This is a genomic window from Streptomyces sp. MGP-P1 (assembly GCF_057766565.1).
This window is the reverse complement of the sequence record NZ_JBYMEM010000007.1, coordinates 26,597-38,715: the sequence shown is the minus strand read 5'-3', so window position 1 is coordinate 38,715 and position 12,119 is coordinate 26,597. Positions and strand designations below refer to the sequence as shown.

The following is a 12,119-nucleotide window of genomic DNA, read 5'->3' as shown; positions in this document are numbered from 1 at the left end:
CCCCTACCGGGCGGCCCGCCCCGCCCGCTCCACCAGCAGCCAGCCGCCCAGGGTCATCGCGACGGCGGCCGGGGCGCTGACGGGGATCGCGATCAGCAGGGCGGTACGGCCGTCCAGCAGGCCGCCGAAGCCGACCATCGACAGGCCCAGTACGCCGAGCAGGCAGAGCGTCGCGCCGAGGGCGGCGACGGGGCCGGCTCCCGAGGCCCCGGTGGCTCCGGGTGTCCCGGAGGCCGGGCGTTCGAAGGCGCGGAAGGCGGCGACGAGCCCGGCGGTGAGGGCCGCCGCGAGGGCGAGCCGCAGCGGGACCTGGGCCCACCAGGCGGCCGACGCCGGCTCGGGCAGCCCGACGTCGAGGACGAGCAGCGCCCCGTACACCCCGAACATCGCGGTGAGGTGCCAGAGGAACGCGGTCATCGCCACCCCGTTGGCCGCCACCACCGTGCGCCAGACCCGGGGGCGCTCCAGCAGGCGGGCTGCCGGGGCGCGGAGGAGTTCGACCGCGCCGACGAGCCAGAGGCCGTGGCAGAGCAGGGCGAGGGTGGGCGGGGCCATGTTGCTGACCTTCTCGCCGGGCATCCCGACCATGGACAGCGGGTACGGCCCGAACGCCACCAGCGCGCCGGCGGTGACCAGGCCCGCCCCGGCGAGGAGCGCGGGGCGGCGGACGCGGCCGTCAGCGCGCAGGAAGCCGAGCTGGTGGACGGCCAGCCAGACGAACGCGAAGTTCAGGAACTCGACGTACGGGACTCCGGCCGCGAAGCGCAGCACGTCCACCGCGAGCGCCGCCCCGGCCAGTCCGGCGAAGGCCCCCCAGCCGTACCGCTCGTGCAGCTTCAGCAGCGGCGGGGTGAACGCGACCATCGCCAGGTAGATCCCGATGAACCACAGCGGCTGGGTCACCATGCGCAGGGTGACGCCGGTCAGTCCGCCGCCCCCGCCGAGGAGTTGGACCAGGAGCGCCGCCGCACCCCACACCAGGACGAAGACCATGGTCGGGCGCAGCAACCGCTGGAGCCGGGCGCGCAGGAACGCGGAGTAGACGGAGTCCTCGGAACCCCCGGAGCCCCCGGAGCCCCCGGAGCCCTGGGAGTGCTGGGAGCCCTCGGTGCGCTTGCGGAGCAGGGAGCGGTAGGACAGCGCGTGGGAGAAGCCGCCGACGAAGAAGAACACCGGCATGACCTGGAGCAGCCAGGTCAGCGGCTGGAGCTCGGGGACGACGGCGAGCAGGTTGCCCACCCCGTCCGGGGTGACGGCGGCCATCAGCCAGTGACCGAGCACGACCGCGCCGAGCGAGGCGACCCGCAGGAGGTCGACGTAGCGGTCCCGGGTGGCGGGCGTCGCCCCGGCCAGTTCACGAACGCTTGATCCCATGGGAGTACGGTCGCGCGGGCCGGACGGGGCGCGGCAGCGCGGCCGTACTCAGATCCCGGGTGAGTACGAGAAGGCTGGGAGCTCAGACGACGTGCGCGCCCCGCGCGGGCGAGGCCGCCATACGCGTGTCGCGGCAGGTCCCGGACGTCACCAGTGCGGCCGCCACCTTCTCGGCCGCCGACTCGTCCTCCACCAGGAACGCCGTCGTCGGCCCGGACCCGGAGACCAGGGCGGCCAGGGCCCCCGCCTCGGTGCCCGCGGTCAGGGTCTCGGCGAGGGAGGGGCGCAGGGAGAGCGCGGCGGGCTGGAGGTCGTTGCCCAGGGCCTTCGCGAGTGCGCCGGAGTCGCCGGAGCGCAGGGCGGCGAGGAGGGCGGGGGACGCGGTCGGCTCCGGGACCTCGGTGCCGGCCGTGAGGCGGTCGAACTCCCGGTACACGGCGGGCGTGGAGAGGCCGCCGTCCGCCACCGCGAAGACCCAGTGGAAGGTTCCGCCGACCTCGATCGGGGTCAGCTTCTCGCCGCGTCCGGTGCCGAGCGCGGCGCCGCCGACCAGGCTGAACGGCACATCGCTGCCCAGCTCCGCGCAGATGGCCAGCAGCTCGTCGCGGCTCGCGCCGGTCCCCCACAGGGCGTCGCAGGCGACGAGGGCCGCGGCCCCGTCGGCGCTGCCGCCCGCCATGCCGCCCGCGACCGGGATGTCCTTGGCGATGTGCAGGTGGACGGCGGGTGTGATGCCGTACCGCTCGGCCAGCGCGAGGGCGGCGCGGGCGGCGAGGTTGGTGGTGTCCAGCGGGACCTGGGCGGCGTCCGGGCCCGAGCAGGTGATCCGCAGCCCGTCGGCGGGGACCGCGGTGACCTCGTCGTACAGGTCGACGGCGAGGAACACGTTGGCCAGGTCGTGGAAGCCGTCGGGGCGGGCGGCGCCCACGGCGAGCTGGACGTTGACCTTGGCGGGGACGCGGACGGTGACGCCCTCGCCCACGGGGGCGTCTGCGGTTCGGGCGCGACTCATGCGGACGCCTCCGGCTTGTTCTCCGCGATCGCCGCGAACTCCTCGACCGTCAGCGCCTCGCCGCGCGCCTGCGGGGAGATCCCGGCGGCGACGAGCGCCGCCTCGGCGGCGGGCGCGGAGCCCGCCCAGCCGGAGAGCGCGGCGCGCAGCGTCTTGCGGCGCTGGGCGAAGGCGGCGTCCACGACGGCGAAGACGTCGGCGCGGCTCGCGGTGGTGGCGATGGGCTCGGTGCGCCGGACCAGGGAGACGAGCCCGGAGTCGACGTTCGGGGCGGGCCAGAAGACGGTGCGGCCGATGGACCCGGCGCGCTTGACCTCGGCGTACCAGTTGGCCTTCACCGACGGCACGCCGTAGACCTTGTTGCCGGGGCGGGCGGCCAGCCGGTCGGCGACCTCGGCCTGGACCATGACGAGGGTCCGCTCGATGCTGGGGAAGCGCTCCAGCATGGTCAGCAGGACGGGCACGGCCACGTTGTACGGGAGGTTCGCCACGAGCGCGGTCGGGGCCGGGCCCGGCAGCTCGGTGACCAGCATCGCGTCGGAGTGGACCAGGGCGAAGCGCTCGGCGCGCTCCGGCATCCGGGCCCGGACCGTGGTGGGCAGCGCGGCGGCGAGCACGTCGTCGATCTCGACCGCGACGACGCGGTCCGCCGCCTCCAGCAGCGCCAGGGTCAGCGAGCCGAGCCCGGGACCGACCTCGACGACGGTGTCGTCCGGGCGGACCTCGGCCGTGCGCACGATGCGGCGGACGGTGTTGGCGTCGATGACGAAGTTCTGACCGCGCTGCTTGGTGGGGCGTACGCCCAGCTTCGCGGCCAGGTCGCGGATGTCTGCGGGGCCCAGGAGGGCGTCGGGCTCTGTGCTGCTCACCCGGTAAGCCTACGGCCGCGGCGCGACCCGGCCGCCAGGCGTGCCCGCGGGCCCCGGCCCGGCGGTCGGAAGCCGGGCCCGCCCCAGGGGCCGAAGCCGGGCCCGCCCGAGGGCCGGAAGCGGGCCCGCCCGCGGTCAGAAATCGAACGCGCGCGCGGTGTTGTCGTAGATCGCGGCGGCCAGCACGTCCTCGTCCAGTCCCTTCACCTCGGCCATGGCGCGGAGCGTGACCGGGATGAGGTAGGGCGCGTTGGGCCGCCCGCGGTAGGGGGCGGGCGTGAGGAAAGGGGCGTCCGTCTCGACGAGGACCAGCTCGGTCGGGGCGACGGCCAGGGCGTCCCGCAGCGGCTGGGCGTTCTTGAAGGTCACGTTGCCCGCGAAGGACATGAAGTACCCGGCCCGCGCGCAGATCCGGGCCATGTCGGCGTCGCCGGAGTAGCAGTGGAACACGGTCCGCTCGGGCGCGCCCGCGTCGCGCAGGACCCGCAGGACGTCCTCGTGCGCGTCGCGGTCGTGGATGACCAGGGCCTTGCCGTGCCGCTTGGCGATCTCGATGTGGGCCCGGAACGACTCCTCCTGGGCGGTGACGCCCTCGGGTCCGGTGCGGAAGAAGTCCAGGCCCGTCTCGCCGACGCCGCGTACGTGGTCGAGGGCGGCCAGCGCGTCGATCTCCGCCAGCGCCTCGTCCAGCGCCGCCCTGCCGCCGGGCTCCCTCGCGCCCTGCCGTGCCGTGCCGGCGGTGCCCTCGACGTACCCGTGGACGATGCGCGGGGCCTCGTTGGGGTGCAGGGCGACCGAGGCGTGGACGGCGGGGTGCGCGGCCGCGGTGTCGGCGGCCCAGCGGGAGCCGGTCACGTCGCAGCCGACCTGCACGACGGCCGTCACGTTCACCGCGGCGGCCCGGGCGAGGGCCTCCTCCACAGTGGCGTCCTGCATGTCCAGGTGGGTGTGGGAGTCGGCGACCGGAACCCGCAGGGGCTCGGGCAGCGGCGGGGCTTCGGTACGGCTCATGCCGACGATCGTACGAGGGCCCCACCCTCGTACGACCGTCGGCTGCGGAAGCCACCCGGGTACGTCATCCGCGACGGGAAGGCCCCACCCCATCCGCGCCGGAGGATCACGTCACCCGCAGTGGTCGGTCTGTGCCACCTGCGGTGGCCGACCCCTTTCCCCGGGGGTGACAGCCAGTGTCACCGCCGGGGAAAGGGGTGGCTCACCGGCGGTGGAAGGGGTGGAGCAGGTCGGACAGGCGCCAGTGGCGGGCCGGAGTGGCGGCGGTCGACACCGTCCGGTCCTTCGCGACGGCCTCGGACGCCGCACGCGGCATCCGCTGCTTGCGCAGCAGCTCCTGGACGCCGGCGACCCGCCCCGCCCGCATGATGCGCACCACGTGTCCGCCGCAGTTCGTGCAGGTGGGCGTGGAGAGCGGGGACGGCACGCGCTCGCCGTCCGCCGTGTAGACGACGAAGGCGTGACCGTGGACGTCGACATGGTGCTCTATCTCGTAGGACTGCTCCCAGCCGTACCCGCACTTCATGCAGGCGAAGGCATACGCCTCATGGACAGTGGTGGCTGCGATCTCGCTCATGCCTGCTCCTCTTGGCCGCGGGTCACGCGCTCCGGGGACGGGCGGCCCGCCCGAGGGTTTTCGAGCAGGTGGCCCGTCCCCTCCAGTGGACACCTGCGCCCGTACGGACGCACCAGCTCGGAGCCAATGTTGGTGCGTTCTTGGCCTCCTTTGGAGGCCCTTTGCCGACGCATGGCAGTGGACTGGACCAAGGGAGGGCGGTGCGAGACCGCCGGACCATCGAGCGCCCCGAGCGCGCCGTGCACCGGTCCTGAATGCGCCCGGCGCACCACCCCCGCCCGCCCACCTCCCTTCCCTTAATCCACGGGCTTTTCCCCTCCCCGCGCCCCATGAATTCACCATTCAATTGAAATCGCTATTTCCCGGAGGTCGGACGCCGATTTGCGGAACCCTCATTCCTCCTTTTCACTCATTACGTCCACCCCATTTCCCACAGGACGGGGAACAACCCATGTTCACCACGGACACCACTGCCACCGACATCGAGCTCGACCTCGACGCCGCCCTCAACCCGGGCGAGGTCGAGGGCCTGTACCGCGACTCCCGTGAATGCGCCTATCTCGCGCTTCTCGCGGGCGGCGGCGCGCTGCTGCTCTCGCCCCCGACCCCGCGCCCGAAGAAGAGCTAGTCGACGGCACATGGACCAGACACATGCCTCGTCGCCCCTCGCGGGCGCCGTGCATGACCTGGCAACAGAGGTGGTCCTCGCTCTTCGGAGCGGGGACCACCTCGCCACGGTGTGCGGCGCGGCGGGAATCGACGAGGAGAATCGGACCGGAATCGCGGCGGCACGGGTCATCGGTGCGGACCTGCTGCTGCCCAGTGTTCTCTACGGACGTCATCCGCATCCGGGTGACGTCGCCGTGCTCGACCGGGCGGTGCGGGATTTCCCGCCGAAGCCCGACGCTCCGGCCGCGACGGCCTGGAGCCACTGGCACATGATCTCCACGCTCCAGCGGATGGCGCCGCCTCCCCCGGGCCCCCAGGGTGCGGCCGCTCCCGCGACGTACGCGGAGCCCGATGCCGCCTGGCTGGAGGGGGCGCCCTGGCAGGCGTTCACGCACCAGCTCTCGGTCCTCGCACCGCTGGCCGTCCCGGCCGCCCCCTCGGCCGTGCGGCGGGCCGCGACGGACCGGGCCGTCGACCTGTCGCGCGGCTTCGTCCGCGCGGTCCGGCGGCGCGACTGGCTCCAGGCGGCGGGCGCGGGCCGCTGGCTCGCGGCGATCGGCGGCGAACCGGCGACGCTGGGCCTGGAACGCGGCCTGGACTTCGTGGAGCTGATGGGCGGCCACGACCCCCGGGTCGCCCTTCACGCGCGGGCCGCCCGCCTGATGGCCGAAGCGAGGGCACGGTGACGACGACCGCGACCGAGGGCCCCTCCCAGGACCGCCCGGCCGAGGGCCCCCGGGGGCGCCCTGGGCCGGGGCCCGGGGCCGGGGCCCACCGGGAGCACCCGGCCCCCGGCGCCGCGCTCGCGGTCCTCCCGGCCGTCCTGGCCGGCGCCCTCGCCTGGACCGACGCGCACCGGGCGGACTTCACGCTCCCCGACGACGTCCTGGAACCCCACACCCAGGTGAACGCCACGCTGAAGCCGCTGGGCGAACTGGCCCAGCTCGGCTCCACGATCCGCCGCACCACCGCCCCCGGCACCCCGGAGCACGAGCTGGCCGGGGAGCTCGTCGCGTACGCCTGGGAGCAGGTCACGGCGGGCGAGCTGCTCCTGGAGCTGCTGCGCGCCGAGCCGTTCGCCGCGTACCCGTACGAGATCTACGCCGCCTTCGCCGGGTACGGGCTGCGCCACGAGGGCTTCGAGGCCCTGGCCCGCCCGCTCACCGCGACCCGCGCCTGGGCCCACACCGAGCAGCACGCCAACCGGCAGCTGGGCCTGGTCAACTCCGAGCGGCGGGTCGGCGTGGTGACCCACACCGACGCGGGCGCGGTCCTGTCCCGGACCTGGCTGGGCGGTCTGTCGGAGCCGTGGATGTTCGAGGGCCCCTCCGGCTACGCGCTGACCCACACCGTCTTCCACCTCACGGACTGGGGCCGGATGCCCGACCGGGTCCCCGACGGGATCGACGGCTACCTGCGGACCTGGCTGCCCGCGTGGGCCGACGGCTGCCTGGAGAGCGGCCAGTGGGACCTGACGGGCGAACTGCTGGCGGTGGCGGCGTCGTTGCCGGCTGCCGCGCCCGTCGAGCTGCTGGACGCGGTGTGGCCGGTGCTCGCCGACGTACAGCACGCCACCGGCTGCGTCCCGGAGACCGGCCCACCGGTGCGGGACACGGCGGCCCCGGACCCGTACCCCTTCATCGACTGCTACCACTCCACGCTCGTGACGGCCTTCGCCGCGGCCCTGTCCCTGAGGTCGCTGCGGTCACCGGGACAGACGGACGGGTCCGCGCCCGGCCGGGAAAGGCGGACCGCATGAGCAGCGGCATCCAGCAGATCCACGACGTCGGGGCGAAGGCCCTGGGCTGGCTGTACGAACACCGGGAGGGGTTCCGGCTGGAGGCCGATCCGTCCCCGGAGGCGGGAATGCTGGACCGCTTCAAACCGCTGGGCGAGCTGGCGCTGATCGGCAAGGTCATCTTCCGGGAGGGCGTGGCCGGCTCACAGCAGTCCGCCCTGGCCCACAAGCTCCTGGACCACGCCTGGCACGAACTGCTCGACTCCGGTGCGCGGCTGCTGGAGGGCCAGCGGCGCGAACCGCTGTCGCCGGTGCCGCTGGAGGTCTACGTACCGTTCCGGGAGCTGGGCTACCGGCAGCCGGATCTGGAGTCCGTGATCCGGCTCAACCACCGGCTGACCAGCTGGTCGGCGCTGGAGGTGCTGCCGGTGCGACGGCTAGGCCTGAGCGCGATCGAGCGGCGCTTCGGGGTGGAGCCGAGCATCCCGGAGACGGCGGCGCTGGCCCACACCTGGCTGGCGCGGCGGCCCGAGCCGTGGACGGTCGAGGGGCACATCGGCTACGACATCACGCACACGGTCTTCCACCTCACCGACTGGGGCGAGAAGCCGGCCGGGCTGCCCGCCGACATCGCGGAGTACCTGGCGCTGTGGCTGCCGGTCTGGCTGGACGACTGGCTCGACCTGAAGCGCTGGGACCTGCTGGGCGAGCTGCTGGTCGTCGACGCGTGCCTCCCCGGACCGACGCTGGACCCGGCGGCCTGGCAGGGGTTCGCGCAGGCCCAGCAGCCGGACGGGGCGATGCCGGTGGTCGGCGGGATGCCGGAGGGCGACGAGGAGTCGGTGTTCGACCTCGTCTACCACCCGACGCTGGTCGCCGCGTTCGCCTCGGCGCTCGCGATGTCCCGGGCCCTGTCCGACCTCTCCGCCGCCCCGGCCCCGGCATGACGGACACGACGGCGGTCCGCGTGGACGCCCCCGGCTCCCCGGCCTGCGCGCGCCTCCTGGCCGAGGCCGCCGGTGCGATCGACGCGCCCGACCTGGTGCTCGCGGTCAGCCGGAACGGGGTGCGCACCGTCCACACCGGGGGGAGCGGGGAGCCCGGCCCACTCCCCCGTGAGCTGCTGGGCTACGAGCTGGGCTCGGCGTCGAAGCCGTACGCGGGCCTGCTGCTGGCCCGGCTGGTGGCGCAGGGCCGCGTGCGGTACGCGGACCGGGCGGCGGACCTGCTGGCCCCGGGCCTCCCGGTGCACCCGGCGGTGCGCCGGATCACCCTGCGCCATCTGCTCACCCACACCTCGGGGCTGCCGGGCCTGCCCGCCGACTTCTACCCGCAGGCGGTGCCCCGCTGGTCCACCGACCCGTACGGCGGCTACCCGGCCGACCGGGTGGTCCGGGCCTTCCTGCGGGCCCGCCCCCGCCACCGGCCCGGGACCCGCTGGCACTACTCGAACTTCGCCGTCTCGGTCCTCGGCCACACCCTGGCGGCGGCCACCGGCACCCCGTGGGAGGTCCTGCTGCACCAGCAGGTGCTGGCCCCGCTGCGCCTGGCGGCGACCCGGGTGCGCCCGGGGCCGGAGGGCACGGAGGCGGTCGGCCACCGCCGCGACGGGACGCCGGTGCCCGCGCTGGACACCGGGGGCTTCACGGCGGCGGGCGCGGTCCGGGCGACCCCGCTGGACCTGCTGACGTTCCTGGAGGCGCACGTGGAGGCGCACCTGGAGGACCGTCCGGGCGGGCCGCCAGCCCCCGTGGACCCGACGCTGGGCGCCGCGCTCGCCGACGTGTCCCGCCCCCTGCTGCGGCGGGGCCTGCGGCACGCGCACACCCACACGCTCACGTGGTTCCACCACCCGTCCCCGTACGGCCCGGTCCTCTTCCACGCGGGAGCGACCCTCGGCCAGCAGGCGTTCCTGGGCTTCCGCCCGGGCACGGGTCTCGCGGTGGCGGCGACGGCGACGCGGCGGGTGCACCGGGCGGACACGTTCGTCGCGACGGCGTACGGCCTGCTGACGGAGACGCCGTAGGCGCTGCGGCGTACTGACCGGGACGCTGACCGAGACGCCATAGGCGCTACGGCTTCCTCTCCGCGCCCCTCTCCGCGCCCTTCTCCGCGTTCTTGGCGGCCACCACCGCGTCGAAGACGTCCCGCTTGGGGAGCCCCGCGGCGGCGGCGACGGCGGCGATCGCCTCCTTGCGCCGCTCCCCCGCCTCCTCGCGCACGCGCACGCGCCGCACCAGCTCCTCGGCGTCCAGCCCCTCGTCGCCGGAGTCGGTGGCGCCCTCCACGACGACGGTGATCTCCCCGCGTACGCCGTCGGCGGCCCACACGGCCAGCTCGCCGAGCGGACCGCGCTTGACCTCCTCGTACGTCTTGGTCAGCTCCCGGCACACGGCGGCGCGCCGACCGTCGCCGAAGACCTCCGCCATCGCGGCGAGGGTGTCGTCGAGCCGGTGCGGGGCCTCGAAGAAGACCATGGTGCGCCGCTCGTCCCCGACCTCGCGGAGCTTGGAGAGCCGTTCACCCGCCTTGCGGGGCAGAAACCCCTCGAAGCAGAACCGGTCCACGGGCAGCCCGGAGAGCGCGAGCGCGGTGAGTACGGCGCTGGGCCCCGGGACGGCGGTGACGCGGATGTCCTTCTCCACGGCGGCGGCGACGAGCCGGTAGCCGGGGTCGGAGACGGACGGCATGCCCGCGTCCGTGACGAGCAGGACACGCGCGCCGCCGGTCAGGGCTTCGACGAGTTCCGGCGTGCGGGCCGACTCGTTCCCCTCGAAGTAGGAGACGACACGCCCCGAGGTGTGGATACCGAGCGCCTGGGTGAGCCGGCGCAGCCGCCGGGTGTCCTCGGCGGCGACGACGTCGGCCCGCTCCAGTTCGGCGGCGAGGCGTGGCGGGGCGTCCGACACGTCACCGATGGGGGTCCCTGCGAGCACGAGCGTTCCAGTCGTTCCAGTCACATCAGCCATCCTCGCAGCACGGGCAGCGCCCTTCGTACAGATGCGTTCCCTACGATGGCGCGGTGACGAGTACCGCACCCGAGACCCAGCGGGGCCAAGACGCCGGGGACCCGCTCGGCGAACAGCCGACCTCCTGGCAACGGCGGCTGCGCCGCTTCGGCCATGTTCCCCGCCCGGAGACCTCCCTCCGCGACCGGCTGGACCCGCCGTACACCCGGCCCGGGCGGCAGGTGTGGTCGGTGCTCGCGATCCCGCCGCACGTGGCGGACCGGCTGGTGCGGTGGTCCGGCTGGGGCGGCCCGCTGCTGGTGACGCTGGTCGCCGGACTGTTGCGCTTCTGGCGGCTGGACCAGCCGCACGCGGTGATATTCGACGAGACGTATTACGCGAAGGACGCGTGGGCGCTGGTCAACCAGGGGTACGAGGGGTCCTGGCCCAAGGACGTCGACAAGCTGATCCTGAAGGACCCCTCGTCCGTCCCGATCCCGACCGACCCGGGCTACGTGGTGCATCCGCCGGTCGGCAAGTGGATCATCGGGCTGGGCGAGCAGCTGTTCGGCTTCACGCCGTTCGGCTGGCGCTTCATGGTCGCGGTGCTGGGCACGATCTCCGTGCTCCTCCTCTGCCGGATCGGCCGGCGACTGTTCCGCTCCACGTTCCTGGGCTGTCTGGCGGGGCTGCTGCTCGCGGTGGACGGGCTGCACTTCGTGATGAGCCGGACCGCGCTGCTCGACCTGATCGTCATGTTCTTCGTGCTGGCCGCGTTCGGCTGCCTGGTGGCCGACCGGGACCATGCCCGCCGCCGACTGGCCGACGCGCTGCCGGTCGACGAGGAGGGGGTGCTGCGCCCGGACGCCCGGATCGCGGAGACCCTGCGCCTGGGGTGGCGGCCGTGGCGGCTGGCGGCGGGCGTGATGCTGGGCCTGGCCTTCGCCACGAAGTGGAACGGCCTCTACGTCCTGGCGGCGTTCGGCCTGATGACGGTCCTGTGGGACGTCGGGGCACGCCGCACGGCAGGGGCCGTGCACCCGTACCAGGCGGTGCTGCGCCGCGACCTGATCCCCGCGTTCTTCTCCACGGTGCCGGTCGCGATCGTCACGTACGTCGTGTCCTGGACCGGCTGGATCGTCACGGACAAGGGCTACTACCGGAACTGGGCGGCCACCGAGGGCAAGGACTCCTCCTGGAGCTGGCTGTTCCCGGACTGGCTGCGCAGTCTGTGGCACTACGAGAACCAGGTGTACGACTTCCACGTCGGCCTGACCTCGGGCCACACGTACGAGTCCAACCCGTGGAGCTGGCTCGTGCTGGGCCGGCCCGTGTCGTACTACTACGAGGAGCAGGCGGGCTGCAAGGAGTCGGCGACCGGCAAGTGCGCCAGCGAGGTCCTCGCCATCGGGACTCCGCTGCTGTGGTGGCTGGCCTGCTTCGCCCTCGCGTACGTGCTCTGGCGCTGGTTCTTCCGCCGCGACTGGCGGGCCGGCGCGATCGCCTGCGGTGTGGTGGCGGGCTGGCTGCCCTGGTTCTTCTACCAGGAGCGGACGATCTTCCTCTTCTACGCGGTGGTCTTCGTCCCGTTCCTCTGTCTGGCCGTGACGATGATGCTGGGCGCGATCGCGGGCCCGGCGGCGGGCACGGGCGCCCGGGCCGAACTGGGCCTCACCACCCAGGACCCCACCGGCGAACGCCGCCGCACGCTGGGGGCGATCACCGTGGGCGTGCTGGTGCTCCTGATCGTCTGGAACTTCATCTACTTCTGGCCGCTGTTCACCGGGACGTCGGTCCCGGAGGACCTGTGGCGGGACCGGATGTGGCTGGACACGTGGGTGTAGACGCCTCGGCGTGGCCGGGGCAGGCACGAAGCCGAAACGCGGGCGGGCCGCGACGAATCATCGTCGCGGCCCGCCCG

At 74.1% G+C, this 12,119-nt stretch carries 12 protein-coding genes; 6 read left to right on the top strand and 6 right to left on the bottom strand.

Going from position 1 to position 12,119, the window contains the following annotated elements; genetic code table 11:
* Positions 1–3: 3 nt before the first annotated feature.
* From AC3CH1_RS21935 to AC3CH1_RS21915, 5 genes are all read right to left on the bottom strand, one after another.
* A complete protein-coding gene (locus AC3CH1_RS21935) occupies positions 4–1,374 on the bottom strand; it encodes an acyltransferase family protein (protein ID WP_488464499.1) in 1,371 nt (456 codons plus the stop codon).
* A gap of 82 nt (positions 1,375–1,456) precedes the next feature.
* A complete protein-coding gene (locus AC3CH1_RS21930) occupies positions 1,457–2,386 on the bottom strand; it encodes a 4-(cytidine 5'-diphospho)-2-C-methyl-D-erythritol kinase (RefSeq protein WP_488464498.1) in 930 nt (309 codons plus the stop codon).
* Complete coding sequence (gene rsmA, locus AC3CH1_RS21925; protein WP_488464497.1) at positions 2,383–3,255, bottom strand: 16S rRNA (adenine(1518)-N(6)/adenine(1519)-N(6))-dimethyltransferase RsmA; 873 nt, start codon at positions 3,253–3,255, stop codon at positions 2,383–2,385. Before rsmA ends, AC3CH1_RS21930 begins: the two co-directional genes overlap by 4 nt.
* Positions 3,256–3,390: 135 nt before the next feature.
* Entirely contained in the window at positions 3,391–4,266 is an 876-nt protein-coding gene (locus AC3CH1_RS21920; RefSeq protein ID WP_488464496.1) for a TatD family hydrolase, read from the bottom strand.
* Between the two features lie 202 nt (positions 4,267–4,468).
* Positions 4,469–4,843 (bottom strand): hypothetical protein, encoded by a 375-nt coding sequence (locus AC3CH1_RS21915; protein WP_488464495.1) that lies wholly within the window; start codon positions 4,841–4,843, stop codon positions 4,469–4,471.
* Positions 4,844–5,294: 451 nt separating this feature from the next.
* Between AC3CH1_RS21915 and AC3CH1_RS21910 the strand changes: the two genes are divergently transcribed.
* Genes AC3CH1_RS21910 through AC3CH1_RS21890 form a run of 5 tightly spaced genes read left to right on the top strand, consistent with a single transcriptional unit; the run spans position 5,295 to position 9,276 of the window.
* Entirely contained in the window at positions 5,295–5,471 is a 177-nt protein-coding gene (locus AC3CH1_RS21910; protein ID WP_488464494.1) for a hypothetical protein, read from the top strand.
* Between the two features lie 10 nt (positions 5,472–5,481).
* Positions 5,482–6,198, top strand: coding sequence for a hypothetical protein (locus AC3CH1_RS21905; protein WP_488464493.1), 717 nt, complete (start codon positions 5,482–5,484; stop codon positions 6,196–6,198).
* Positions 6,195–7,271, top strand: coding sequence for a DUF6895 family protein (locus AC3CH1_RS21900; protein ID WP_488464492.1), 1,077 nt, complete (start codon positions 6,195–6,197; stop codon positions 7,269–7,271). The genes AC3CH1_RS21905 and AC3CH1_RS21900 overlap by 4 nt, the downstream gene beginning before the upstream one ends.
* Positions 7,268–8,197, top strand: a complete 930-nt coding sequence (locus AC3CH1_RS21895; RefSeq protein WP_488464491.1) for a DUF6895 family protein — start codon at positions 7,268–7,270, stop codon at positions 8,195–8,197. The genes AC3CH1_RS21900 and AC3CH1_RS21895 overlap by 4 nt, the downstream gene beginning before the upstream one ends.
* The gene (locus AC3CH1_RS21890; protein WP_488464490.1) at positions 8,194–9,276 is read left to right on the top strand and encodes a serine hydrolase domain-containing protein; all 1,083 of its coding nucleotides are present in this window, start codon (positions 8,194–8,196) and stop codon (positions 9,274–9,276) included. The genes AC3CH1_RS21895 and AC3CH1_RS21890 overlap by 4 nt, the downstream gene beginning before the upstream one ends.
* Positions 9,277–9,322: 46 nt before the next feature.
* Here the strand turns inward: AC3CH1_RS21890 and rsmI are convergent, their stop codons facing one another.
* Complete coding sequence (gene rsmI / locus AC3CH1_RS21885) at positions 9,323–10,219, bottom strand: 16S rRNA (cytidine(1402)-2'-O)-methyltransferase (RefSeq protein WP_488464489.1); 897 nt, start codon at positions 10,217–10,219, stop codon at positions 9,323–9,325.
* Positions 10,220–10,272: 53 nt separating this feature from the next.
* Here rsmI and AC3CH1_RS21880 point away from each other — a divergent pair, with 53 nt between their 5' ends.
* On the top strand, positions 10,273–12,042 hold the full coding sequence (locus AC3CH1_RS21880; protein ID WP_488464488.1) for a dolichyl-phosphate-mannose--protein mannosyltransferase: 1,770 nt from the start codon (positions 10,273–10,275) through the stop codon (positions 12,040–12,042).
* Positions 12,043–12,119 lie beyond the last annotated feature (77 nt).

Excerpts from the sequence above, each read along its gene's own strand:
- AC3CH1_RS21935 (WP_488464499.1), bottom strand. The coding sequence starts at position 1,374 with ATGGGATCAAGCGTTCGTGAACTGGCCGGGGCGACGCCCGCCACCCGG.
- AC3CH1_RS21930 (WP_488464498.1), bottom strand. The coding sequence starts at position 2,386 with ATGAGTCGCGCCCGAACCGCAGACGCCCCCGTGGGCGAGGGCGTCACC.
- AC3CH1_RS21920 (WP_488464496.1), bottom strand. The coding sequence starts at position 4,266 with ATGAGCCGTACCGAAGCCCCGCCGCTGCCCGAGCCCCTGCGGGTTCCG.
- AC3CH1_RS21915 (WP_488464495.1), bottom strand. The coding sequence starts at position 4,843 with ATGAGCGAGATCGCAGCCACCACTGTCCATGAGGCGTATGCCTTCGCC.
- AC3CH1_RS21910 (WP_488464494.1), top strand. The coding sequence starts at position 5,295 with ATGTTCACCACGGACACCACTGCCACCGACATCGAGCTCGACCTCGAC.
- AC3CH1_RS21905 (WP_488464493.1), top strand. The coding sequence starts at position 5,482 with ATGGACCAGACACATGCCTCGTCGCCCCTCGCGGGCGCCGTGCATGAC.
- AC3CH1_RS21895 (WP_488464491.1), top strand. The coding sequence starts at position 7,268 with ATGAGCAGCGGCATCCAGCAGATCCACGACGTCGGGGCGAAGGCCCTG.
- AC3CH1_RS21890 (WP_488464490.1), top strand. The coding sequence starts at position 8,194 with ATGACGGACACGACGGCGGTCCGCGTGGACGCCCCCGGCTCCCCGGCC.
- rsmI (WP_488464489.1), bottom strand. The coding sequence starts at position 10,219 with ATGGCTGATGTGACTGGAACGACTGGAACGCTCGTGCTCGCAGGGACC.